Annotated in this window: 17 protein-coding genes; 14 read left to right on the top strand and 3 right to left on the bottom strand. The window is 58.2% G+C overall.

Annotation, left to right across the window (positions count from 1 at the left end; genetic code table 11):
- Positions 1-352: 352 nt before the first annotated feature.
- Positions 353-2512 (top strand): bifunctional acyl-ACP--phospholipid O-acyltransferase/long-chain-fatty-acid--ACP ligase, encoded by a 2160-nt coding sequence (aas, locus tag GNG29_RS18565; RefSeq protein WP_156655184.1) that lies wholly within the window; start codon positions 353-355, stop codon positions 2510-2512.
- Positions 2505-3698: a lysophospholipid transporter LplT gene (lplT, locus tag GNG29_RS18560; protein WP_156655513.1), complete on the top strand. Its 1194-nt coding sequence runs from the start codon at positions 2505-2507 to the stop codon at positions 3696-3698. Before aas ends, lplT begins: the two co-directional genes overlap by 8 nt.
- Positions 3699-3857: 159 nt before the next feature.
- On the opposite strand, the gene GNG29_RS18555 is transcribed toward lplT, so the two are convergent.
- The 3 genes from GNG29_RS18555 to mutH form a co-directional block, all read right to left on the bottom strand.
- Positions 3858-4898: an NADP(H)-dependent aldo-keto reductase gene (locus tag GNG29_RS18555; RefSeq protein ID WP_103180970.1), complete on the bottom strand. Its 1041-nt coding sequence runs from the start codon at positions 4896-4898 to the stop codon at positions 3858-3860.
- A 116-nt stretch (positions 4899-5014) separates the two neighbouring features.
- Positions 5015-5233, bottom strand: a complete 219-nt coding sequence (locus GNG29_RS18550; RefSeq protein ID WP_039029896.1) for a YgdI/YgdR family lipoprotein — start codon at positions 5231-5233, stop codon at positions 5015-5017.
- Positions 5234-5362: 129 nt separating this feature from the next.
- Positions 5363-6055, bottom strand: coding sequence for a DNA mismatch repair endonuclease MutH (gene mutH, locus GNG29_RS18545; RefSeq protein WP_103822739.1), 693 nt, complete (start codon positions 6053-6055; stop codon positions 5363-5365).
- Positions 6056-6739: 684 nt separating this feature from the next.
- On the opposite strand from mutH, the gene rppH reads away from it, so the two are divergent.
- The 12 genes from rppH (at position 6740) to recD (ending at position 25068) form a co-directional block, all read left to right on the top strand.
- A complete protein-coding gene (rppH, locus tag GNG29_RS18540; protein ID WP_103180968.1) occupies positions 6740-7270 on the top strand; it encodes an RNA pyrophosphohydrolase in 531 nt (176 codons plus the stop codon).
- A gap of 12 nt (positions 7271-7282) precedes the next feature.
- Positions 7283-9529: a phosphoenolpyruvate--protein phosphotransferase gene (gene ptsP / locus GNG29_RS18535; RefSeq protein WP_103180967.1), complete on the top strand. Its 2247-nt coding sequence runs from the start codon at positions 7283-7285 to the stop codon at positions 9527-9529.
- Positions 9530-9714: 185 nt separating this feature from the next.
- Positions 9715-10587 (top strand): prolipoprotein diacylglyceryl transferase, encoded by an 873-nt coding sequence (gene lgt / locus GNG29_RS18530; protein ID WP_103180966.1) that lies wholly within the window; start codon positions 9715-9717, stop codon positions 10585-10587.
- 6 nt (positions 10588-10593) lie between these two features.
- Entirely contained in the window at positions 10594-11388 is a 795-nt protein-coding gene (gene thyA, locus GNG29_RS18525; protein ID WP_103180965.1) for a thymidylate synthase, read from the top strand.
- A 183-nt stretch (positions 11389-11571) separates the two neighbouring features.
- Positions 11572-12036, top strand: a complete 465-nt coding sequence (locus tag GNG29_RS18520) for a prepilin peptidase-dependent protein (protein ID WP_156655183.1) — start codon at positions 11572-11574, stop codon at positions 12034-12036.
- Positions 12027-12590, top strand: coding sequence for a prepilin peptidase-dependent protein (locus GNG29_RS18515; protein ID WP_103180963.1), 564 nt, complete (start codon positions 12027-12029; stop codon positions 12588-12590). The genes GNG29_RS18520 and GNG29_RS18515 overlap by 10 nt, the downstream gene beginning before the upstream one ends.
- Positions 12587-12991, top strand: coding sequence for a DUF2509 family protein (locus GNG29_RS18510; protein ID WP_156655182.1), 405 nt, complete (start codon positions 12587-12589; stop codon positions 12989-12991). The genes GNG29_RS18515 and GNG29_RS18510 overlap by 4 nt, the downstream gene beginning before the upstream one ends.
- Positions 12976-13299, top strand: a complete 324-nt coding sequence (locus GNG29_RS18505; RefSeq protein WP_156655181.1) for a prepilin-type N-terminal cleavage/methylation domain-containing protein — start codon at positions 12976-12978, stop codon at positions 13297-13299. Before GNG29_RS18510 ends, GNG29_RS18505 begins: the two co-directional genes overlap by 16 nt.
- 11 nt (positions 13300-13310) lie before the next feature.
- On the top strand, positions 13311-16685 hold the full coding sequence (recC, locus tag GNG29_RS18500) for an exodeoxyribonuclease V subunit gamma (protein ID WP_156655180.1): 3375 nt from the start codon (positions 13311-13313) through the stop codon (positions 16683-16685).
- A gap of 141 nt (positions 16686-16826) precedes the next feature.
- Positions 16827-19709 carry a pitrilysin gene (ptrA, locus tag GNG29_RS18495; RefSeq protein ID WP_156655179.1) on the top strand — a complete coding sequence of 961 codons (2883 nt, stop codon included), beginning with the start codon at positions 16827-16829 and terminating at the stop codon, positions 19707-19709.
- A complete protein-coding gene (gene recB, locus GNG29_RS18490; RefSeq protein ID WP_156655178.1) occupies positions 19706-23251 on the top strand; it encodes an exodeoxyribonuclease V subunit beta in 3546 nt (1181 codons plus the stop codon). The genes ptrA and recB overlap by 4 nt, the downstream gene beginning before the upstream one ends.
- Positions 23248-25068 (top strand): exodeoxyribonuclease V subunit alpha, encoded by a 1821-nt coding sequence (gene recD / locus GNG29_RS18485; RefSeq protein ID WP_103180957.1) that lies wholly within the window; start codon positions 23248-23250, stop codon positions 25066-25068. The genes recB and recD overlap by 4 nt, the downstream gene beginning before the upstream one ends.
- Positions 25069-25089: the final 21 nt, after the last annotated feature.

Here is a 25089-nt window from a genome sequence, read left to right as displayed (position 1 = left end):
ACCCCGGGTTAACTGACACGCTTTACACCAGCCTGCGTTCTTACGCAGGTTTTTTTTGCTTGTTGTTCAACATGTAACAGCTATCGATAAAATTCACACCTGGTTGCACTTCGGCTCATTCCCTTGCTTTTTTGCGCTGGTGAAGTGGATTGCCCGGCGCCACAATCAAGATCCCAGAGGTATTGATTGGTGAGAATTCTTAGTACGTACTGCGTACTCATCTCTTGCACCAACCTGCGCAGATGCGCAGGTTTTTTTTTGTCTCTATCCGGTTGTCGCTCCCACCGCACTTCTCGTGTAATCTGCCACAATTTACCGTAACCCGGCTAATTGAAAGGCAAAGGGAGTTGAAATGTTATTTGGGTTTTTCCGCACGCTGTTTCGTATCCTCTTTCGCGTCCGTCTGACTGGCGACACCCAGGCTCTGCACGCAGAACGCGTTATTATTACCCCCAATCATGTCTCTTTTATTGACGGCATTCTGCTGGCGCTGTTTTTACCTGTGCGCCCGGTCTTTGCGGTCTACACCTCCATCAGCCAGCAGTGGTATATGCGCTGGCTGTCGAGCGTGATTGAGTTCGTTCCGCTCGATCCCACCAAACCGATGATGATCAAACATCTGGTGCGACTGATCGGGCAGGGACGCCCGGTGGTGATCTTTCCGGAAGGGCGCATCTCCATCACCGGCTCGCTGATGAAAATTTATGACGGCGCGGGCTTTGTGGCAGCGAAATCGGGCGCCACTGTGGTGCCGGTGCGCATTGAAGGCGCAGAACTCACCTTTTTCAGCCGCCTGAAAGGGCTGGTGAAGCAGCGCCTGTTCCCGCGTATTACCCTGCATCTGCTGCCGCCAACCACCTTGCCGATGCCCGATGCATCCCGCGCCCGCGACCGACGTAAGATCGCCGGGGAGATGCTGCATCAGATCATGATGGAAGCCCGGATGGCGGTGCGTCCGCGTGAAACGCTGTATGAGTCGCTGCTGACGGCGATGTACCGTTATGGCGCGAAGAAAAACTGTATCGATGACATTAATTTTGCGCCTGATACTTATCGCAAGCTGCTGACCAAGACGCTGTTTGTCGGCCGAATTCTTGAGAAATACAGCCAGCAAGGGGAGAAGATTGGCCTGATGCTGCCGAACGCCGGGATCAGCGCGGCGGTGATCTTTGGCGCCGTCTCCCGTGGCCGTGTCCCGGCCATGCTCAACTACACCGCAGGGGTGAAAGGGCTCAGCAGCGCTTTCACCGCCGCGCAGATCAACACCGTCTTCACCTCACGCACGTTTCTTGATAAAGGCAAACTCTGGCATCTGCCGGAGCAGCTTACTCAGGTACGCTGGGTCTTTCTGGAAGATCTTAAGGCGGAAGTCACCCTCGGCGATAAGCTGTGGATCTTTGCTCACCTGCTGATGCCGCACCTGGCGCAGGTAAAACAGCAGCCGGAAGATGCCGCCGTGATCCTCTTTACCTCCGGCTCGGAGGGGAACCCGAAAGGGGTGGTTCATAGCCATAAAAGCCTGCTGGCTAACGTCGAGCAGATAAAGACCATCGCCGACTTTACCGCCCGGGATCGCTTTATGTCGGCGCTGCCGCTGTTTCACTCCTTTGGCCTGACGGTGGGACTGTTTACGCCGCTGCTGACCGGTGCCGAAGTGTTCCTCTACCCGAGCCCGCTGCACTATCGCATCGTACCGGAACTGACCTATGACCGTAACTGTACGGTGATCTTCGGCACCTCGACCTTCCTCGGCAACTACGCCCGCTTTGCCAATCCGTATGATTTCCATCGCGTGCGCTACGTGGTAGCCGGAGCGGAAAAATTGCAGGAGAGCACCCGCCAGCTGTGGCAGGATAAATTTGGCCTGCGCATTCTGGAGGGCTACGGCGTCACAGAGTGCGCGCCGGTGGTCTCTATTAACGTGCCGATGGCGGCCAAACCGGGAACGGTAGGACGCATTCTGCCGGGAATGGATGCCCGTCTGCTTGCTGTGCCGGGCATTGAAGAGGGCGGACGTCTGCAGCTGAAAGGGCCGAACATCATGAACGGCTATCTGCGGGTCGAAAATCCGGGCGTGCTGGAAGCGCCAACGGCTGAAAACGCCAACGGCGAGGTGGAGACCGGCTGGTACGACACCGGCGATATCGTGCGCTTCGATGACCAGGGCTACGTGCAGATCCAGGGGCGGGCGAAGCGCTTCGCCAAAATCGCCGGTGAAATGGTCTCGCTGGAGATGGTGGAGCAGCTGGCGCTGGGGGTATCCCCTGACAAAATGCACGCCACCGCGGTGAAGGCCGACGCCAGTAAAGGTGAAGCCCTGGTGCTCTTTACTACCGACAGCGAGCTGAAACGCGAGCGACTTCTGCAACAGGCGCGCGAACATGGCATCCCTGAGCTGGCCGTGCCGCGTGATATTCGTTATCTCAAGCAACTTCCGGTGCTGGGCAGTGGTAAGCCGGATTTTGTCACCCTGAAAGGCATGGTTGAACAGGCGGAGCCGCATGATGAGTGAGTCAGTACCCACTAACACATCCATCTGGTCGAAAGGGATGATGGCGGTTATCGCCGCCCAGTTTCTCTCTGCCTTTGGTGATAACGCACTGCTGTTTGCCACTCTGGCGCTGCTCAAATCCCAGTTTTACCCGGACTGGAGCCAGCCGATCCTGCAGATGGTGTTTGTGGGCGCTTACATCATTTTTGCCCCTTTTGTCGGCCAGGTGGCGGACAGCTTCGCCAAAGGGCGGGTGATGATGTTTGCCAACAGCCTGAAACTGCTGGGAGCGGCGAGTATCTGCTTTGGCGTCAATCCGTTTGTAGGCTATACGCTGGTGGGCGTCGGGGCGGCAGCCTACTCCCCGGCTAAATATGGCATTCTCGGTGAACTCACCACTGGCGATAAGCTGGTGAAAGCCAACGGGCTGATGGAGGCCTCCACCATTGCGGCGATCCTGCTGGGCTCGGTAGCCGGTGGCGTACTGGCCGACTGGCACGTGCTGGCGGCGCTGGGGGTTTGTGCCGTGGTGTATGGCGGGGCGGTGATTGCCAACCTGTTTATCCCGAAACTGCCGGCGGCGCGTCCGGGGCAGTCCTGGCGCTTTACGCCGATGACCGCCAGCTTCTTTAGCGCCTGTCGCGTGCTGTGGCGTAACGGCGAAACCCGTTTCTCGCTAATGGGCACCAGCATGTTCTGGGGTGCAGGGGTGACGCTGCGCTTCCTGCTGGTGCTCTGGGTGCCGACGGCGCTGGGCATCACCGATAACGCCACGCCGACCTATCTCAACGCCATGGTAGCGGTGGGGATCGTGCTGGGCGCGGGGGCCGCGGCGAAGCTGGTTACGCTGCAAACCGTTGCCCGCTGCATGCCTGCCGGGGTCCTGATCGGTCTGGTGGTGTTGATCTTCGCCCTGCAACATGCGCTGTTGCCTTCCTATGCGCTGCTCTTCCTGATGGGGATCTGCGGTGGCTTCTTTGTGGTGCCGCTGAACGCGCTGCTCCAGGAGCGCGGGAAGCATACCGTCGGCGCGGGAAATGCCATCGCGGTGCAGAATCTCGGCGAAAACGCCGCCATGCTGCTGATGCTCGGCCTTTACTCGCTGGCGGTGAAGGTGGGCGTACCTGTGGTGGGCATTGGCGTCGGGTTTGGCGGGCTGTTTGCGGTGGCGATAGCGGCGCTGTGGGTGTGGCAGCGTCGGCGGTGATGTGGTGGCGGCTACGAAATCCGCCTTTGTCCTTGTAGGCCCGGCAAGCGAAGCGCCGCCGGGCAACCATGCGACACCGGAGCGACTTGTCGAATGGCGGCTTCGCCTTACCCGACCTGTGAAACTAAAAAGGCAACTGTCGTTGCCTTTTTGCGTTTATTACGGTGCCGGATAGGTATATACCTGATGCACCGCCTCAATCTCCGCTAACACCTCTTCGCTCAACTCCAGATGGAAGCTTTCGATATTCGTTTTCAGCTGCTCCATGGTGGTCGCGCCCAGCAGGGTGCTGGCCACAAACGGCTGACGGCGCACAAAGGCCAGCGCCATCTGCGCCGGATCGAGCCCGTGACGTCTGGCGATATCGACATAGGCCGCCACCGCTTTTTGCGTCTGCTCGCCGCTGTACCGGGTAAAGCGGCTGAACAGGGTATTACGCGCTCCCGCCGGTTTTGCGCCGTTAAGATACTTACCGGTCAGCGTACCAAAGCCCAGGCAGGAGTACGCCAGCAGCTCAACGCCTTCATACTGGCTCACTTCCGCCAGACCCACTTCGTAGCTGCGGTTCAGCAGGCTGTATGGGTTCTGAATGGTCACGATACGCGGCAGGTCGTGCTTGTCTGCCAGGTGCAGATAACGCATCACGCCGAACGCCGTTTCGTTAGAGACGCCAATGTAGCGGATTTTGCCTGCGCGCTGGCACTCGGTTAACGCTTCCAGGGTTTCCAGCAGCGTGACAACGGGCGCACTGTCGCTCCAGCTATAGCCCAGTTTGCCAAAGCAGTTTGTTGCGCGCTGCGGCCAGTGAACCTGATAGAGATCGAGATAATCGGTCTGCAGACGCGTCAGGCTGGCGTCCAGCGCGGCGCGGATGTTTTTACGATCGAGGACCTGATTCGGGCGAATGCCGCTATCGTTATTGCGGGAGGGACCGCTGACCTTGGAGGCGACAATCAGCTTTTCGCGATTACCGCGCTTTGCCAGCCAGTTGCCGACGTAGGTTTCAGTTAAGCCCTGTGTTTCAGGACGCGGCGGCACCGGGTACATTTCCGCGACATCAATCAGGTTAATGCCCTGGCTGACGGCGTAATCGAGTTGTGCATGGGCATCGGCTTCGCTATTTTGTTCACCAAATGTCATCGTGCCCAACCCCAGTTGGCTTATCTCAAGAGCGCTATGGGGGATACGGTGATAATGCATAGCCGGCTTCCTTATTTGACATGTTATCTGCGTCAGGAAACTCCCGACAAAGGACTATAAACATGACAGAGGGGAAGAGAAAAATCAAAAGGCCAGCAAGCCGCTGACCTTTACTATTATCTTTCTATAATCTGTGAAACTTCGTCGCGGTTAATCTGCATATTGTTACCCTGCTGATCGCGGTAGCTGACCAGCCCGGTATCATCGTCGACTTCGGGTTTGCCGTCGGTCAGAATCATACGACCATCTTTGGTCGCCATGACGTAGTCGCTGCTACAACCAGAAACGGCAAACGCTAAACCAACTGCCGAGATTATCACTGCCCATTTCTTCATTCTTGTTACCTCCGCCTGGCTCGTGTTAGTTATCAGTGTAGTAATAACTCTGCCGTTGTTTTTCTGAAAGTGGTCAATTCTGAAAAAACAGGGAAATATGTGATAAAAAGCAACATTCTGGCTAAAAAGTCAGGTATTCAAAAGAAAGTGACGTGCCAGCAACGCGCCCGTGAAGTTTTTTTTCAGATAAAAGCCCCGGGGCAGGGTGAGGATCGGTTCGCCGCGTGCGCCGATGGCTTCGGTGAGCGCTTTACTGTTTGCGGCTTTTGGCCGTAGCTGGAGCACCTCGCCGTGGCGGGCAGTGATGCGCTCAACCTGACCCAGGACGATCATGTCCATCAACTCCTCCCAGTCCAGACGCAGCTGACGATCTTCTTCTTCGTTCGGGCTCCAGATCAGCGGGGCTCCCACGCGACGGGCGGCCAGCGGGATCGCGCGATCCCCCTCAACCGGGATCCACAGCACGCGTTTCAGCTTATGCCGCACGTGACTGCTCTCCCATGTGATCCCCGTATTGCCGGTTAGCGGCGCCACGCAGACAAACGTCGTCTCCAGGGGGCGGCCTGCGCTGTCGATGGGGATGGTCTTGAGCTCTACCCCCAGGGCGGCAAAATCCTGTTCAGGCTTACTGCCCGCGCTGGCACCCAGCCACAGCTCCAGCAGAACGCCTGTCCAGCCTTTATCGCGCTTAAGATCGGGCGGAATGGGCAGGCCTGCCAGGGCAGCGAGTTCACCCAGCGAATAGCCCGCCAGACGCTGCGCTTGTTGCAGTAACACCGCTTCTGTAGCAGGAGGCGAAGAGAGGGGAGCGAGGGGAAGCATGATAATTGCCTTTTGGTTAAAAAATGAACAGCAGTTTTCCACCGCACTGAGAGAGTTTATCTTTTTCTTTTTGCATGTGCCAGGTTAATGATTTATATGTATTTTTATGGCCACTTTCTACTGTGCTGCCGGTCGGTTATCCAGGTTGTCCAAATCTGGTCACTGACAATAAACAGGATCTTACACCCAGTTATCCACAGAAAAATGGGATAACTGGGAATAACCCCCACTACTGTTTCCATTTACAGCCTTGACGCGCGACGAAAATCGAAAATTCAGACAAAATGTGCCTAACTTATTGGCACAATCTGTGGATAAAACCGACGTTGCTCGATCTTTCATCAGCACAACGATCTTTCAGGTGACCTGCATCACACAATGCTGTGCATTTCACAGATAATCTCGTTTAAGCTAATGAAAAATAGAGAGTTGTAAAAAATGTCAATCTCTGCAATATTCAGAGTGATCTGGGTTGTCCATCGGTAATTCCATACTTCTTCACAACTCTATCCACAGAAAAAGTGTATAAAATTGCCCTTCCGGGCGGTCATCTGTTTATAACTCCGATGATAATTGTGAGTTATTCAAATGTTATTCGGCTCCAGGCCCGAAAGAGAGTGGTTTACCGCCTCACTGGAGTGTGAAACAATCATTTATATATAAGGTTTAGTTTGGGGTAGTCCGGTGATTGATGACGATGGCTACCGCCCGAATGTAGGTATCGTAATTTGTAATCGCCAGGGGCAGGTCATGTGGGCCCGGCGATATGGTCAGCACTCCTGGCAATTTCCCCAAGGGGGGATTAACCCTGGAGAGTCCGCAGAGCAAGCGATGTATCGGGAGCTGTTCGAAGAAGTTGGCTTAAGCCGCAAGGATGTTCGCATTCTGGCTTCGACCCGCAACTGGTTGCGTTACAAGTTACCGAAGCGTTTGGTGCGTTGGGACACAAAGCCGGTATGTATCGGCCAGAAACAGAAATGGTTTCTTCTGCAATTGGTGAGCAGCGATGCGGATATCAATATGCAAACCAGCAGCACGCCTGAGTTTGATGGCTGGCGCTGGGTCAGCTACTGGTATCCCGTTCGGCAGGTCGTGTCGTTTAAGCGCGATGTTTACCGCAGGGTGATGAAAGAGTTCGCAAGTGCCGTAATGATGCTTCAGGAGGTTCCTCCTAAGCCCCAAAGCGCACCTGCCTGGCGACGTAAAAGAGGTTAAGCTACGCACATTATGCTCACCCGCCTGCGCGAAATAGTCGAGAAGGTGGCCAGTGCCCCACGGCTCAACGAGGCGCTGGATATTCTGGTCACTGATATCTGCCTTGCGATGGAAACCGAGGTCTGTTCGGTCTATCTGGCCGACCATGACCGCAGGTGTTATTACCTTATGGCCACGCGCGGATTGAAAAAACCGCGTGGTCGTACCGTTGCGCTGGCATTTGATGAAGGCGTTGTGGGTCTGGTCGGGCGTCTGGCCGAACCCATCAACCTTGCCGATGCGCAAAAACACCCCAGCTTCAAATATATCCCCTCCGTAAAAGAGGAGCGTTTTCGCGCCTTCCTGGGCGTACCGATCATCCAGCGTCGCCAGCTGCTGGGCGTGCTGGTTGTGCAGCAGCGCGAACTGCGTCAGTACGACGAAAGCGAGGAGTCATTCCTCGTTACGCTGGCCACGCAAATGGCGGCTATTCTCTCCCAGTCCCAGCTCGCGGCACTGTTTGGTCAGTACCGGCAGACGCGCATTCGCGCCTTGCCGGCCTCACCCGGCGTCGCGATCGCCGAAGGCTGGATGGACGCCACGCTGCCGCTCATGGAGCAGGTTTACGAAGCCTCCACGCTGGACACCGCCCTTGAGCGCGAACGTCTGACCGGCGCGCTGGAGGAGGCTGCCAACGAGTTTCGCCGCTACAGCAAGCGCTATGCCGCAGGTGCGCAAAAAGAGACGGCGGCGATCTTCGATCTTTATTCACACCTGTTGTCTGATGCCCGGCTGCGTCGGGAGCTGTTTGATGAGGTCGACAGGGGCTCGGTGGCGGAGTGGGCCGTCAAAAAGGTCGTCGAAAAATTCGCCGAACAGTTTGCCGCCCTGACCGATGGCTATCTGAAAGAGCGTGCCGGGGATCTGCGTACCTTAGGTCAGCGTCTGCTGTTCCATCTCGATGATACCATTCAGGCTGCCAATACCTGGCCGCCGCGCTTTGTACTGGTTGCGGATGAGCTTTCCGCCACCACGCTCGCGGAGTTGCCGCAGGACAGACTGGCCGGGATCGTGGTCCGCGACGGCGCCGCCAACTCCCATGCCGCCATTATGGTGCGGGCGCTCGGGATCCCGACCGTAATGGGGGCCGATATTCAGCCCTCTGCGCTGCACCGCCGAACGCTGGTGGTGGACGGTTATCGCGGCGAGCTGCTGGTCGATCCTGAACCGGTGCTGTTGCAGGAATATCAGCGGCTTATCAGCGAAGAGAACGAGCTGAGCCGTCTGGCGGAAGATGACGTCAACCAGCCCGCGGCGCTGAAAAGCGGTGAGCGCATCAAGGTAATGCTCAATGCCGGGTTAAGCCCGGAACATGAAGAGAAGCTCGGCAGCCGTATTGATGGTATTGGTCTCTACCGCACCGAAATCCCGTTCATGCTGCAAAGCGGCTTCCCCTCTGAGGAGGAGCAGGTAGCGCAGTATCAGGGCATGCTGCAGATGTTCAACGACAAGCCGGTGACGCTACGTACGCTGGACATTGGCGCAGATAAGCAACTGCCCTATATGCCCATCAGCGAAGAGAATCCCTGCCTGGGCTGGCGCGGGATCCGCATTACTCTCGATCAGCCGGAGATCTTTTTGATCCAGGTGCGCGCCATGCTGCGTGCCAATGCGGCGACCGGCAACCTCAGTATTTTGCTGCCGATGGTCACCAGCATTGATGAGATCGACGAAGCCCGACGCCTTATTGAGCGCGCCGGACGCGAAGTCGAAGAGATGATCGGCTACGAAATACCGAAGCCGCGAATTGGCGTGATGCTGGAAGTCCCGTCGATGGTCTTTATGCTCCCGCAGCTGGCCACGCGCGTCGACTTTGTTTCGGTGGGCACCAACGACCTGACCCAGTACATGCTGGCGGTGGATCGCAATAACACCCGGGTGGCGAGCATCTACGACAGCCTGCATCCAGCGATGCTGCGCGCGCTGGCAATGATTGCCCGCGAGGCGGAAGCCAACGGTATTGATCTGCGTTTATGCGGCGAGATGGCGGGCGACTCAATGTGTGTAGCGATCCTGATTGGTCTCGGCTTCCGCCACTTGTCCATGAACGGACGTTCCGTTGCCCGCGTGAAGTATCTGCTGCGCCATATCGACTTTGAAGAGGCTCAGCAGCTGGCGAAACGCAGTCTTGAAGCCCAGCTGGCAACGGAGGTGCGTCATCAGGTGGCGGCCTTTATGGAGCGTCGCGGCATGGGCGGGCTGATCCGCGGCGGACGTTAGGCACCAGGTATCCCTCAGCGTCTGCGCCGGGGGATACAAACCCCTATACACATCTTTTACATCTCTGGCGCAACCTCCACGCTCGCTTGTGCTATGATTCGCAACTTTGGAGCGCAGGGTACTCCTCTGCGCGCTTCTCTACCGCTGTCCACTTTCAGCGGAATAACAACATCTTGTGGTGACAGATGAACAGTGGCTATCTGCATTTTCCGGAGTTTGATCCGGTCATTTTCTCAGTAGGACCCGTCGCGCTGCACTGGTACGGATTGATGTATCTGGTCGGTTTCGTCTTTGCCATGTGGCTGGCTGGCCGTCGCGCCAAACGCCCGGGCAGCGGCTGGACCAAAGACGAAGTGGAAAACCTGCTGTATGCCGGTTTCCTCGGCGTTTTCCTCGGTGGACGTATCGGCTATGTGCTCTTTTACAACTTCCCGGTCTTCCTGAACGATCCGCTCTACCTGTTCCGCGTCTGGGATGGCGGCATGTCCTTCCACGGTGGCCTGATTGGCGTCATTCTGGTGATGGTCATTTTCGCGAAGCGCACCAAACGCAGCTTCTTCCAGGTCTCTGACTTTATTGCCCCGCTGATCCCGTTCGGTCTGGGCGCAGGCCGTCTCGGTAACTTTATCAACGGCGAGTTGTGGGGCCGTGTCGACCCGAGCGTGCCGTTTACCATGCTGTTCCCGCAGTCCCGTGCCGAAGATATGGCCCTGCTGCCGTCGCATCCGGAATGGCAATCGATTTTCGATACCTACGGCGTCCTGCCGCGCCATATGTCGCAGCTGTATGAAATGGCGCTGGAAGGGGTGGTGCTGTTTATCATTCTGAACCTCTTCATCCGTAAACCGCGCCCGACGGGCTCTGTATCTGGCCTGTTCCTGATCGGTTATGGCGCGTTCCGCATTATCGTGGAATTCTTCCGCCAGCCGGATGCGCAGTTTACCGGGACGTGGGTCCAGTACATCAGCATGGGGCAGATCCTCTCCATTCCGATGATCGTCGCGGGTATCGCGATGATGGTCTGGGCGTACCGTCGTCCACAGCAACAGGTCTCCTGAGGAATCATGAAACAGTATCTTGAACTGATGCAAAAAGTGCTCGATGAGGGCACGCCAAAAAACGATCGTACCGGCACCGGTACCCTCTCCATTTTTGGGCACCAGATGCGCTTCAACCTGCAGGAAGGCTTTCCGCTGGTGACAACCAAGCGCTGCCACTTACGCTCAATTATTCACGAGCTGCTCTGGTTCCTGCAGGGCGACACCAACATCGCTTACCTGCGCGAGAACAATGTCTCTATCTGGGACGAATGGGCAGACGAGAACGGCGATCTGGGCCCGGTATATGGCAAGCAGTGGCGCGCCTGGCCGACGCCGGATGGCCGCCACATTGACCAGATCACCACCGTGATGAACCAGCTGAAAAACGATCCCGATTCACGCCGTATCATTGTGTCGGCCTGGAACGTGGGCGAACTGGATAAAATGGCCCTGGCTCCGTGCCATGCCTTCTTCCAGTTCTATGTCGCGGATGGCAAGCTCTCCTGCCAGCTCTATCAGCGCTCCTGCGATGTCTTCCTCGGCCTGCCGTTCAACATCGCCAGCTATGCGCTGCTGGTGCATATGATGGCCCAGCAGTGCGACCTGGAAGTGGGTGATTTTGTCTGGACCGGGGGGGATACCCACCTCTACAGCAACCATATGGAGCAGACCCATCTGCAGCTGACCCGCGAGCCGCGCGCGCTGCCGAAGCTGATTATCAAACGTAAGCCGGACTCCATTTTCGACTATCGCTTTGAAGATTTCGAAATCGAAGGCTACGACCCGCACCCGGGGATCAAAGCGCCTGTAGCGGTCTGATGCTGCAATCCTGACACAACCGGCGCACTCTGCGCCGGTTTTTTTATGCCTGTCGTCGCCTTTTGCGAGCCTGCGTCCGCGAGGATTGCAACGAGCTGCAATCCCTCATAAAGCGCGGAAAGCGCCTCGTAATTCGCTTAACGCCGCCTCGACCTGTTTCTTCCCTCCCGGCACACTACCGCCATGAAAAAGGAAAAGGGGTTCACCCTCATGGAAATGCTGATCGCCCTCTCGCTCATCATGACGCTGAGCGCTGCGGGGCTGTACGGCTGGCGATCCTGGCAGCAGCAACAGCAGCTATGGCAGACGGCGCGCCAGGTGCGCGATTTTCTGGTGGTGCTACGCAATGATGCCTGGCGAAATAACCGCGACCATATCATCACACTCAAACAGGACGGCAAGCGGTGGTGCCTGTTAAAGACGGGGATTCCTACGTGTGAGGCGGAGAGCGCCTTTGTGCTAATCCCGCAGTGGGCGGATATCAGCCTTACCGAGTTAACGCCGGGGTTGGGATTTTACGGTTTGCGGGATACCGCCTGGGCCGGAAGGGTGCCTCTGCAAAGCCAGGCCGGCGAGTGGCTTATTCTCATCTCTTCGTGGGGACGTATCCGGATGTGTAACGGCAAGGGAGCGTTCGCATGCCGGTAAAGCAGCGGGGATTTTCCCTCACGGAAGTGCTGATCGCGATGGCGATAAGCAGCGTGCTGCTGTTAAGCGCAGCGCGGTTTTTGCCCGCGCTCCAGCAGTCAGTCACGCGGCTCACGAAACAGCAGGAGCTTGAAGAAGAGCTTTGGCTACGCATAACCACTATCGGTAAACATCTGCAGCGGGCGGGGTATTGCGCGGGCGAGTGCACTGGCGAGGCGTTAAAAGTGGGGCAGGGTGGTGAATGTGTCATTGTGCAGTGGGACGAAAACAGCAATGGCCGCTGGGAAACCTCCCCGCCTGCTGCGGCGGAACAGACCGGGTTTCGCCTGAACGGCGGTGCGCTGGAAACAGTGCGCGGCGCGACAGAGTGTGGCGGCAAGGGGTGGGAGAGAATAACCGATCCCGACCGGATCACGGTCCTGCGTTTTCAGGTGCAGCGCATTGCCCGCGCAGACTTTGCGCCGGAGCTGAGTCTGATGCTGGCGGCCGCCGTCAACGGAGAGCATGACGGCGGCGTTGAGGTGCGCCACATCGTTACCGGGTTTAATTTATGAGCCGCGAGCGGGGAATGTCATCGCTGGCGCTGGTGCTCCTGCTGTTAATTCTGGGTAGCCTGATGCTGGCGGGACTTAACCAGCAGCTTGACGCGCTGCTGCGTATCGTCAGTGCAGAACGCCAGGCGATACAGCATCAGGCTGCCGCCCAGTCAGCGCTGGAGTGGGGAAGAACGCTCGACTGGCGAACGCAGGTGGACTATGCGTGCCAGCAGCATCCTCTGCACCCCTGGCGAGTCTGTTTGCGTCTGACCGGGGAGCGCGCACTGCTTATCGCCAGCAGCGACAGCATCACGTTGTGGTGTCTGGGCGAGGTAAAGGCAGACGGCATACATTTTCTGCCCCACGGCTGGAGCGATTTTTGTCCCCTGAAGGAGAGAGCGTTATGTCAGCCACAGTAGCCAGACAGAAAGGGTTCAGCATCGTGGAGGTTCTGCTGGCAATGGTGCTGATGGTCGTGGTCGTCACCGCGCTGGCAGGTTACCATCGTGTTTTAGCCACTCGGTTTGTCGCGCTTGAGCAGTATCGCCAGCTCTGGCGTCATGCTCAGACGCTGTCCCAGCTGAGCGCCGGGGATGCGCCTGGCGGCTGGCAGGTAAACAGGATGCAGACAACACAGGCTGGATGTGTCAGCATCTCGGTCAAACTTATTTCTCCTCTGGGTCGGCAGGGTCAACTGACACGCCTGCACTGCCCGGTTAGCCAGTAGTTGGAGCAGCAATGTTAAGGGTCTACCACTCAAACCGTCTTGATGTGCTGGAAGCACTGATGGAATTTATTGTCGAGCAGCAGCGGCTCGACGATCCCTTTGAACCAGAGATGATCATGGTTCAGAGCACCGGTATGGCGCAGTGGTTACAGATGTCCCTTTCACAGAAGTTTGGTATCGCCGCCAATATTGATTTCCCGCTGCCGGCCAGCTTTATCTGGGATATGTTTGTCCGCGTACTGCCGGAGATCCCAAAACAGAGCGCATTCAGCAAACAGAGCATGAGCTGGAAGCTGATGTCGCTGCTGCCTGAGATGCTGACCCATGACGAGTTTGTCATGCTGCGCCACTACCTGAATGACGATACCGATAAACGGAAGCTGTTCCAGCTGGCGTCGCGTACGGCGGATCTCTACGACCAGTATCTGGTCTATCGGCCGGAGTGGTTAACGCGCTGGGAGGCGGGCGAGCTTGTCGACGGTCTTGACCAGGCGCAAATCTGGCAGGCCCCGCTGTGGAAAGCGTTGGTCGCCCATACTGAAGCGCTGGGTCAGCCGCAGTGGCACCGCGCAAATTTATATGAGCGTTTTATCGCGACCCTGGAGTCCGCCTCTGAGACGCCTGCCGGTTTGCCGTCCCGGGTCTTTATCTGCGGGATATCCGCACTGCCGCCGGTCTACCTGAAAGCGCTGAATGCGCTGGGCAGGCATATCGACATTCATATTCTCTTCACCAACCCCTGCCGCCATTACTGGGGAGATATTCAGGATGCCCGCTGGCTGGCCCGCATGGTGACGCGCCAGCGTCGTCGCCTGTTTGACGACGGCACGGTACCGCTGTTTAAAGACAGCGAGACGGCCTCTGAACTCTTTGACGAACAGGGGATCCAGCACTTGCCGAACCCGCTGCTCGCCTCCTGGGGCAAGCTGGGGCGCGACTATATCTATATGCTCTCGGAGCTGACCGCCTCCGGGGAAGGGGATGTCGACGCCTTTGCGGATATCACCCCGGACAACCTGCTGCATAACATACAGCGGGACATTCTGGAGCTGGATAACCGCGCGGTGACAGGCATCACCGCTACGGAGTTTGCCCGCAGTGACAGCAAACGCCGGCTCGATCCTGACGATCGCAGCGTGACCGTTCACCTGTGCCATAGCCCGCAGCGCGAAGTAGAGGTGCTACACGACAAACTGCTGGCGATGCTGGAGGAGGATCCGCAGCTGACGCCGCGCGATATCGTGGTGATGGTGGCGGATATCGACAGCTACAGCCCCTATATCCAGGCCGTTTTTGGGAGTGCGACGGGCGACCGCTACCTGCCGTTTGCCATATCAGACCGTCGTGCGCGTCAATCGCACCCGGCCCTGCAGGCGTTTGTCAGCCTGCTTTCCCTGCCGGATAGCCGCTTCGTCCCGGAAGATGTGCTGGCCCTGCTGGACGTGCCGGTCCTGGCGGCTCGTTTTGATATTGACGAGGAGGCGCTGCGCTACCTGCGTCAGTGGGTTAACGAGTCGGGCGTGCGCTGGGGCATGGACGATGACAACGTGCAGGAGTTTGAGCTGCCCGTCACCGGCCAGCACACCTGGCAGTTTGGCCTGACGCGTATGCTGCTCGGGTATGCCATGGAGAGTAGCCAGGGGGAATGGAATGCCGTGCTGCCTTATGATGAGTCCAGCGGCTTAATTGCCGAGTTGGTCGGGCATCTGGCGTCACTGCTGATGCAGCTTAACCGCTGGCGTCGGGAGCTGATGAAAGCCCGCCCGCTCGACGAGTGGATGCCGGTATGTCGCGAGATGCTCAATGATTTCTTCCTGCCGGATCAGGAAACCGAAGCGGCGATGGCGTTAATCGAGCAGCAGTGGCAGGCGATCATCGATGAAGGGATCTCCTCGCACTATGGTGAAGCGATCCCCCTGTCATTGTTGCGGGATGAGTTAACCCTGCGTCTCGACCAGGAGCGTATCAGCCAGCGTTTTCTCGCCGGGCCGGTAAACATCTGCACCCTGATGCCGATGCGATCCATCCCGTTTAAGGTCGTCTGCCTGCTGGGCATGAACGACGGCATTTACCCGCGCGCGCTGGCGCCGCTGGGCTTTGATTTAATGAGTCAGAATGCGCAGCGCGGCGACCGCAGTCGTCGCGATGATGACCGCTATCTGTTCCTTGAGGCGCTGATCTCCGCGCAACAGCAGCTCTATATCAGCTATATCGGCCGATCTATCCAGGACAACAGCGAACGGTTCCCCTCCGTGCTGGTGCAGGAACTGGTGGACTACATCGGGCAAAGCCACTACCTGCCGGGCGATGAGGCGCTCAACTGTGATGAGAGCGAAAAGCGCGTAAAAGCGCATATCACCTGTTGTCACAGCCGTATGCCGTTTGATGCGGAGAACTACAAGGCTAACGAGCAGCAGAGCTATGCCCGGGAATGGCTGCCCGCCGCGAAACGGGAGGGCGTAGCCCATGGCGACTTTATCCAGACGCTGAAGCCGTTAGCGCTTGATACCGTTCCCTTTGAACAGCTTCAGCGTTTCTGGGCGCACCCGGTGCGGGCGTTTTTCCAGATGCGGTTGCAGGTTAACTTCCGCTCCGAAGAGAGCGAGATCCCGGATGCCGAGCCGTTTACGCTGGATGGCTTAAGCCGCTACCAGCTCAATCAGCAATTGCTGAATGCGCTGGTGGAGCAGGAAGATGCCCAGAAGCTGTTCCGTCACTATCGCGCGGCAGGTCAACTGCCCTACGGCGCCTTCGGTGAGATCGTCTGGGAGGCTCAGTGTCAGGAGATGCAGGCCCTGGCTGGCCGGGTGATTGAGTGCCGTCAGCCGGGTACGAGCATGGAGATCGATCTCAACTGCAACGGTGTGAACCTGACGGGGTGGCTACAGCACGTGCAGCCCGACGGGCTGCTGCGCTGGCGACCGTCGATGCTTAGCGTTTCGCAAGGTCTGCAACTTTGGCTGGAACACCTTGTCTACTGTGCGAGCGGTGGCGAAGGTGAGAGCCGGTTATTTGTCCGCAAAGAGGGTGAATGGCGCTTCCCGGCGCTCTCTGCTGAACAGGCCATGAACTATCTGTCGCAGCTGGTTGAGGGTTACCAGCAGGGGATGAACACGCCGCTGCTGCTGCTGCCAGAAAGTGGGGGGGCATGGATTAAAACCTGTTATGACGCCTCAAATGATGCCATGTTAACGGATGAGGCGACCCTGCAAAAAGCGCGCAGCAAATTTTTGCAGGCCTACGAAGGCAACATGATCGTCCGCGGGGAAGGTGACGACGTCTGGTATCAACGCCTGTGGCGAACCCTTGAACCGGAGTACTTCGAGGCCATCACCAACGAGGCCCGACGCTACCTGTTACCGCTCTATAAATTTAATCAGTCCTGACGGCTGTATAAAAATTGCACGGATTTGGGCATTCATTTATGATGCGCAACTTGTCATGGACTGATGTACCAAAACAAAGAGATGCTGGCGTGTCCGGCACGAAGCTTGTTAATGATGATGTCCGTGATGAAGAGGTAGTGAATGCCAGGCAGCACCTTATTGAAAACGTTAGTTTTGTTCGTCGCTCTTTGGGCCCCCCTCAGTCAGGCAAATACCGGTTGGCAACCCGTTCAGGAAACGATCCGCAAAAGTGATAAAGATACCCGTGAATATCAGGCGATCCGCCTTGATAACGGGATGGTCGTGCTGCTGGTTTCCGATCCGCAGGCCGTAAAGTCACTGTCGGCGCTGGTGGTGCCGGTGGGCTCGCTGGAAGATCCTGAATCGCATCCCGGTCTGGCCCACTATCTTGAACATATGACCCTGATGGGCTCAAAGAACTATCCGCAGCCTGACAGTCTGGCCGAATTTTTAAAGATGCACGGTGGCAGCCATAACGCCAGCACCGCGCCGTACCGCACGGCTTTTTATCTTGAAGTGGAAAACGATGCGCTGGAAGGTGCCGTCGATCGTCTGGCGGATGCCATTGCTGCCCCGCTGCTGGATAAAAAATATGCCGATCGTGAGCGCAATGCCGTTAATGCGGAGCTGACGCTGGCGCGTACCCGGGACGGGATGCGGATGGCGCAGGTCAGCGCCGAAACCATCAACCCCGCGCACCCTGGATCGCGTTTCTCCGGCGGAAATCTTGAGACGCTGAGCGACAAGCCGGGCAGCCCGGTGCTTGATGCGCTGCACGCGTTTCGCGACAAATACTACTCCGCTAACCTGATGAAGGCCGTGGTCTACAGCAATAAGCCGCTGCCGGAACTGGCGCAGCTGGCTGCCCAGACCTATGGCCGGGTGCCGAATAAAAATATCACCCGCCCGGAAATCACCGTGCCGGTGGTCACCGACGCGCAGAAAGGCCTGATCATTCACTACGTTCCCGCGATGCCCCGCAAGGTGCTGCGCGTGGAGTTCCGTATTGATAACAATACGCCGCAGTTTCGCAGTAAAACCGACGAGCTGGTTAACTACCTGATTGGCAACCGTAGCCCGGACACCCTCTCCGACTGGCTGCAAAAGCAGGGGCTGGTGGAAGGTATTCGCGCCGACTCCGATCCCGTCGTTAACGGCAACAGCGGCGTACTGGCGATCTCCGCCACCTTAACCGATAAAGGTCTGGCCCATCGCGATGATGTCGTCGCCGCGATTTTCAGCTACCTTTCCCTGCTGCGTGAAAAAGGGGTGGATAAACGCTACTTTGACGAGCTGGCGCACGTGCTGGATCTCGACTTCCGTTATCCTTCCATTACCCGCGATATGGACTATGTCGAGTGGCTGGCTGACACCATGATCCGCGTGCCGGTTGAGCACACGCTGGATGCGGTCAATATCGCCGATCAATATGATGCCGACGCCGTCAAAGCCCGACTGGCGATGATGACGCCGCAGAACGCCCGTATCTGGTATATCAGCCCGAACGAGCCGCATAACAAGACCGCTTACTTTGTGAACGCCGAATACCAGGTGGACAAAATCAGCGAGCAAACTTTTGCCGACTGGCAGAAGCGAGCCGCCGGGATCGCCCTTAAGCTGCCGGAGGTGAACCCTTACATCCCGGACGACTTTACCCTTATCAAACCGACTAAAGATTATCCACAGCCGCAGCTGATTGTGGATGAGCCTGACCTGCGCGTGGTCTATACCCCGAGCCGCTACTTCGCCAGCGAGCCAAAAGCCAACGTCAGCATGGTGCTGCGTAACCCTGCGGCGATGAATACCGCTAAAAACCAGGTGATGTTTGCGCTGAATGACTATCTGGCCGGTATCGCGCTGGATCAGCTCAGCAACCAGGCCGCGGTAGGCGGGATCGGTTTCTCCACCAACGCCAATAATGGCCTGATGCTCAACGCCAACGGTTACACCCAGCGTCTGCCGCAGCTCTTTAAGGCGCTGCTGGAAGGCTATTTCAGCTACACCGCCACCGAGGAGCAGCTGGAGCAGGCTAAGTCCTGGTATGCGCAGATGATGGATTCCGCAGAAAAGGGCAAAGCCTTCGATCAGGCTATTATGCCGGTGCAGATGCTCTCGCAGGTTCCCTATTTCCAGCGCGAGGAGCGCCGGGAGCTGCTGCCGTCCATCACGCTGGACGACGTAATGGCCTACCGTGCCGCGCTGAAGACCAATGCCCGTCCGGAGTTTCTGGTGGTGGGCAACATGAGTGAAGATCAGGCGAAAACCCTGGCGCAGGATGTGCGTACTCAGCTGGGTGCGAAGGGGACCGAATGGTGTCGTAACCAGGACGTGCTGGTCGAAAAACAGCAGAACGTGATTTTCGAAAAAGCGGGCAGCAGCACGGATTCCGCTCTGGCAGCGGTCTTTGTCCCGACCGGCTATGACGAATACGCCAGTTCAGCATACAGCGCCGTACTCGGACAGATCGTGCAGCCCTGGTTCTACACCCAGTTGCGTACCGAAGAGCAGCTGGGCTATGCCGTCTTTGCCTTTTCGATGAACGTTGGTCGCCAGTGGGGGATGGGCTTCCTGCTGCAAAGCAGTGATAAACAGCCAGATTATCTCTGGCAGCGTTTCCAGGCCTTCTTCCCGCAGGCCGAAGCGAAGCTGCGTGCGATGAAGCCGGAAGAGTTTGCCCAAATTCAGCAGGCGGTCATTGCCCAGATTATGCAGCCGCCGCAGACGCTGGCTGAAGAAGCATCAAAAATCAGCAAAGATTTTGATCGGGGTAATATGCGCTTCGATTCGCATGATAAAGTAGTGGCCGAGATAAAACAGCTCACGCCACAGAAAGTGGCCGACTTCTTCCACCAGGCCGTGGTCGCCCCGCAGGGGATGGCTATCCTGTCTCAGGTTTCCGGTAGCCAGAGTAAGAAAGCCGATGTCACCCCGCCTGCGGGCTGGACGGTATGGAAGAGCGTGAGCGCATTGCAGCAATCTTTGCCCAGGAGTAAGAACGAATGACCGATACCGCTGAGTCCCTTAACCCCTTACGTTTACCGTTACAGGGGGAGCGACTGATAGAGGCCTCAGCGGGAACCGGAAAAACCTTCACCATCGCTGCACTCTATCTGCGACTGCTGCTCGGTCTGGGCGGCAGCGCGGCGTTTAGCCGCCCGCTCAACGTGGAAGAGCTACTGGTGGTGACCTTCACCGAAGCCGCGACGGAAGAGCTGCGCGGACGTATCCGCGCTAACATCCATGAGCTGCGCATCGCCTGCCTGCGGCAGAGTACAGATAACCCGCTGTATGCCAGCCTGCTGGATGAGATTGACGATAAACAGCAGGCGGCACAGTGGCTGCTGCTGGCGGAACGGCAGATGGATGAGGCTGCCGTGTTTACTATCCACGGCTTCTGCCAGCGCATGCTCAGCCTGAATGCGTTTGAATCAGGCATGCTTTTTGAGCAGCAACTTATCGAAGATGAATCCCAGCTGCGCTACCAGGCGTGCGCCGACTTCTGGCGTCGCCATTGCTACCCCCTGCCACGTGATATCGCCGAAGCGGTACACAATCTCTGGAAAGGCCCGGACGAGCTACTGCGGACCATCGATCGCTATCTGCAGGGGGAAGCCCCGGTCATCAAATCTGCCCCGCCTGCGGACGAAACGCTGGCTTCACGCCATGAGAAGATTGTCGGCCTGATCGCCGCCATGAAACAGCAGTGGTCTGACAGCGTGGCGGAAATCGAGGCGGTGATTGAACGCTCCGGCATCGATCGGCGTAAATTCAACCGCGGCAACCAGGCAAAATATATCGAGCGCGTTACGGCCTGGGCGCAGGAAGAGAAGCACAGCTATCAGTTGCCTGACGCGCTGGAAAAATTCTCCCAGTCGTTCCTTGCCGAGCGCACGAAAGCGGGGGGCGAGGTACCGGAACACCCGCTCTTTTCCGCCATCGATAACCTGCTGGCAGAGCCGTTAACCCTTAACGATCTGATGATCACCCGTGCGCTGTCAGAGATCCGCGAAGCGGTGGCGCGGGAAAAGCGCCGTCGCGGTGAGCTGGGCTTCGACGATATGCTCAGCCGTCTCGATGATGCCCTCAACAGCGACAATGGCGAGGCGCTGGCTGCCGCCATCCGGACCCGTTTTCCGGTGGCGATGATCGATGAATTTCAGGATACCGATCCCCAGCAGTACCGGATTTTCCGCCGCATCTGGCGCCAGCAGCCGGATACCGCCCTGCTGCTGATTGGCGACCCGAAACAGGCGATCTACGCCTTCCGTGGGGCGGATATTTTCACCTACATGAAAGCGCGTGGCGAAGTGGCCGCGCACTATACGCTGGATACCAACTGGCGTTCGGCGCCCGGCATGGTGGAGAGCGTGAATACGCTCTTTTCACAGATGAACGATGCTTTCATGTTCCGTGAAATCCCCTTCTTACCGGTCAAATCTGCCCCGAGAAACGCCACGCTGCGTTTCGAGTATAAAGGCGATTTCCAGCCCGCGATGCGCATCTGGCTGATGGAGGGCGAGGGGTGTGGCGTCGGAGATTACCAGACCTTTATGGCCCAGCACTGTGCGGCGCAAATCCGCGACTGGCTGAGCGCTGGCGTGCGCGGCGAAGCCATTCTGCACCGGGGCGACGATGCCCAACCGGTAAAGGCGTCAGACATTACGGTGCTGGTGCGCAGCCGTCAGGAGGCGGCGTTGATCCGTGATGCGCTGACCCTGCTGGGCATTCCTTCGGTCTATCTCTCCAACCGCGACAGCGTATTTGAAACGCTGGAAGCCCAGGAGATGCTCTGGCTGTTACAGGCGGTGCTGGCGCCGGAGCGTGAAAGCACCCTGCGCAGCGCCCTGGCAAGCGCCATGCTCGGCCTTAACGCCCAGGATATCGATACGCTGAATAACAGTGAGACACTCTGGGATGAGGCGGTGGAAGAGTTTACCCGCTACCGTGAGCGCTGGCAGAAGCGGGGCGTAATGGCGATGCTGCGCGACCTCATGACCCAGCGCAACATCGCCGAAAATATGCTGGCGACCGCCGGAGGGGAACGCCGCCTGACCGATATTCTGCATATCAGCGAACTGTTGCAGGAGGCGGGGGCCCAGCTTGAGAGTGAATATGCCCTCGTGCGCTGGCTGGCGCAGCACATTGCCGAGCCGAACAGCAACGCCTCAAGCCAGCAAATGCGTCTCGAAAGTGACAAGCATCTGGTTAAAATCGTCACCATTCACAAATCGAAAGGGCTGGAGTATCCCCTGGTCTGGTTGCCTTTCATTGCCAACTACCGGGTTCAGGATCAGGCCTTTTATCACGATCGTAAGACCTTCGAAGCGGTGCTCGACCTCAGCAAGGCCGATGACAGCGTGGAGCTGGCCGAAGCTGAACGGCTGGCGGAAGATTTACGCCTGCTCTATGTGGCACTGACCCGTTCGGTGTGGCACTGCAGCTTAGGCGTGGCGCCGCTGTTCCGTCGGCGTGGCGAAAAATCGGGTGACAGCGACGTCCACCTGAGCGCGCTTGGACGCCTGATCCAGCGCGGCGAGCCGAAAGATGCCGCCGGTCTGCGCCAGTGTCTGGAGGCGTTATGCAATGACCACATTGCATTGCAGGTTGCCGATGTGGCAGACGCCGCCCGCTGGCATATGCCGGATCCGGTGATGCCGGATCTGCAGGCGCGGCAGGTGGCTCGCATGCTGTATGACGACTGGCGGGTCACCAGCTATTCCGGACTTCAGCAGCACGGGCACAGTATCGCCCAGGATCTGATGCCGCGCCTCGATGTTGATGCCGCAGGCACCGGCGAAGTGCCGCAGGAGCCAGAGCTGACGCCGCATCAGTTTCCGCGCGGCGCCTCGCCGGGCACCTTTTTACACAGCCTGTTTGAAGCACTCGATTTTACGCAGCCCGTCTCCCCGGAGTGGGTGCTGGAGATGCTGCAAAAAGGGGGGTACGATGCCCGCTGGGAGCCGGTGTTAACCCGCTGGATCGCGCAGGTGCTGGAAACTCCGCTCAATGAGGAGGGGATCTCACTGAGCCAGCTGACAGCCGCTGATAAGCAGGTTGAGATGGAGTTTTATCTGCCCATCGCCGGGCCGCTCACCGCCGGGGCGCTGGATGCGTTGATCCGCGAGTACGATCCACTCTCCCGGGGCTGCCCGCCGCTCGATTTTCGTCAGGTGCGCGGCATGCTGAAAGGCTTTATCGACCTGGTCTTCCGCCATAATGGCCGCTATTACCTGCTGGACTATAAATCCAACTGGCTGGGTGAAAACAGCGAGGCCTATACCCCGCAGGCTATGGCCCGGGCGATGCAGTCGCACCGCTACGATCTGCAGTACCAGCTCTATACCCTGGCGCTGCACCGATATTTACGTCACCGTATTGCCGACTATGACTATCAACAACATTTCGGTGGGGTGATCTACCTGTTTTTACGTGGCGTCGATGGCAGCTCGCCGGGCGCCGGTTGCTTTGCCACCCGTCCGGATGAAGCGTTAATCGAACAAATGGATAGCCTGTTTTCCGCCAGCAACGAGGAGCTAACACAATGACGATGCAGGAACACTTGCTGGAAGCCGTAGAGCAGCGCGTGCTGCGTCGTCTGGATGTACAGTTTGCGATGATGGTAGCAGGGAACGACGAACCGGCGGTGATGCTGGCGGCGGCAATCTTAAGCCGTGATGCGGGAGAAGGGCACGTTTGCCTGCCGTTGTCCCGGCTGCGTGCCGAGGCGAAAAGCGCCGCGATGCAGGCCTGTTTTGCGCTGTTTGACCAGGAGCCGGACTGGACCGCTACGCTGCTGCGCTCCCGCGCGGTGAGTGCAGGGGATGAACCGACGCCGCTGGTGCTCACCGGCGAACGGCTCTACCTCAACCGGATGTGGCGCTATGAGCGGGCGGTGGCCCGCTTCTTTAGCGAAGCCAACCAGCCTTTGCCCCATGACAGCGCCGACGTTCAGCGCACGCTGAATGCGCTGTTCACCTCTGATGAATCCGTCAACTGGCAAAAGGTGGCTGCGGCAGTCGCGTTAACGCGGCGTATTTCCGTGATCTCCGGCGGGCCGGGGACCGGCAAAACGACCACCGTTGCCCGCCTGCTGGCGGCGCTGATCCAGATGGCGGGAGAGGAGAAATGCCGGATCCGGCTGGCGGCCCCCACCGGTAAAGCGGCCGCTCGTCTGACCGAATCCCTGGGCGGCGCGCTGCAAAAACTGCCCCTGACCGAGGCCCAGCGCGCGCGATTCCCGACGGAAGCGAGTACGCTGCACCGTTTGCTTGGCGCGCAGCCGGGCAGCCAGCGCCTGCGTTACCATGCAGGTAATCCGCTGCACCTGGATGTGCTGGTGGTGGATGAGGCGTCGATGATTGATCTGACGATGATGTCGCGTCTGATCGATGCCCTGCCGCCTCATGCCCGGGTTATTTTCCTCGGCGATCGCGACCAGCTGGCCTCCGTCGAAGCGGGCGCGGTGCTGGGTGACATCTGTACCTGGGCCAGCGCCGGCTTTACGGTCCGGCGCGCGCAGGAGCTTGCCAGCATGACGGGATGCGAGATGGAGGGCAACGTCAGCCCGGTCGCGGGTGCGCTACGCGACAGCCTGTGCCTGCTGCAAAAAAGCTACCGTTTTGGCAGCGATTCTGGCATCGGGCAACTGGCGGCCGCGGTCAACCGGGGCGATCGCCACGCTATCCGCTCGGTATTTGATGGCAAATTCAGTGATATTGAGAAAAAGCAGCTCCAGAGCGGGGAAGAGTATCTGGCGATGCTGGAAGATGCCCTGCAGGGGTATCAACATTTTCTCGACAGCGTGCAGCAGCAAGCCTCCGAAGCGGAGATCCTGGCGGCATTTGGCCGCTACCAGCTGCTTTGCGCCTTACGGGATGGCCCCTTCGGCGTTGCCGGGCTCAATGAAAAGCTCGAGCAGGTCCTGGCGCAAAAACGCCGTATTGGCCGTCAGCCGCATTCACGCTGGTATGAAGGCAGGCCGGTGATGATTTCACGTAACGACAGCGCGCTGGGCCTGTTTAACGGCGATATCGGGATTGCGCTGGACCGGGGTCAGGGGCTGCGCGTCTGGTTCCAGATGCCGGATGGCAGCGTGAAGTCCGTGCAGCCCAGCCGCCTGCCGGAACATGAAACCGCCTGGGCCATGACGGTGCATAAATCCCAGGGCTCTGAGTTCGATCACGCGGCGCTGATTTTACCTAACCAGATGTCGCCCGTCGTGACCCGCGAGCTGGTCTATACCGCCATTACCCGCGCCCGTCGGCGGTTGTCGTTGTATGCGGATGAAGGGGTGCTGACCCAGGCTGTCACTACCCGTACAGAGCGACGCAGCGGGCTGAGCGCGATTTTTGAAGCCTTATAAGCGTGTGAAAAGCCGGGCGGC

This window comes from Leclercia sp. Colony189 (assembly GCF_009740165.1).
GTDB lineage: Bacteria > Pseudomonadota > Gammaproteobacteria > Enterobacterales > Enterobacteriaceae > Enterobacter.
This window is presented reverse-complemented; position numbering and strand designations above follow the sequence as displayed.

Coding starts and splice junctions, on each gene's coding strand:
- aas (WP_156655184.1), top strand. CDS start 353: ATGTTATTTGGGTTTTTCCGCACGCTGTTTCGTATCCTCTTTCGCGTC.
- lplT (WP_156655513.1), top strand. CDS start 2,505: ATGAGTGAGTCAGTACCCACTAACACATCCATCTGGTCGAAAGGGATG.
- GNG29_RS18555 (WP_103180970.1), bottom strand. CDS start 4,898: ATGCATTATCACCGTATCCCCCATAGCGCTCTTGAGATAAGCCAACTG.
- GNG29_RS18550 (WP_039029896.1), bottom strand. CDS start 5,233: ATGAAGAAATGGGCAGTGATAATCTCGGCAGTTGGTTTAGCGTTTGCC.
- mutH (WP_103822739.1), bottom strand. CDS start 6,055: ATGCTTCCCCTCGCTCCCCTCTCTTCGCCTCCTGCTACAGAAGCGGTG.
- ptsP (WP_103180967.1), top strand. CDS start 7,283: ATGCTCACCCGCCTGCGCGAAATAGTCGAGAAGGTGGCCAGTGCCCCA.
- lgt (WP_103180966.1), top strand. CDS start 9,715: ATGAACAGTGGCTATCTGCATTTTCCGGAGTTTGATCCGGTCATTTTC.
- thyA (WP_103180965.1), top strand. CDS start 10,594: ATGAAACAGTATCTTGAACTGATGCAAAAAGTGCTCGATGAGGGCACG.
- GNG29_RS18520 (WP_156655183.1), top strand. CDS start 11,572: ATGAAAAAGGAAAAGGGGTTCACCCTCATGGAAATGCTGATCGCCCTC.
- GNG29_RS18515 (WP_103180963.1), top strand. CDS start 12,027: ATGCCGGTAAAGCAGCGGGGATTTTCCCTCACGGAAGTGCTGATCGCG.
- GNG29_RS18510 (WP_156655182.1), top strand. CDS start 12,587: ATGAGCCGCGAGCGGGGAATGTCATCGCTGGCGCTGGTGCTCCTGCTG.
- GNG29_RS18505 (WP_156655181.1), top strand. CDS start 12,976: ATGTCAGCCACAGTAGCCAGACAGAAAGGGTTCAGCATCGTGGAGGTT.
- recC (WP_156655180.1), top strand. CDS start 13,311: ATGTTAAGGGTCTACCACTCAAACCGTCTTGATGTGCTGGAAGCACTG.
- ptrA (WP_156655179.1), top strand. CDS start 16,827: ATGCCAGGCAGCACCTTATTGAAAACGTTAGTTTTGTTCGTCGCTCTT.
- recB (WP_156655178.1), top strand. CDS start 19,706: ATGACCGATACCGCTGAGTCCCTTAACCCCTTACGTTTACCGTTACAG.
- recD (WP_103180957.1), top strand. CDS start 23,248: ATGACGATGCAGGAACACTTGCTGGAAGCCGTAGAGCAGCGCGTGCTG.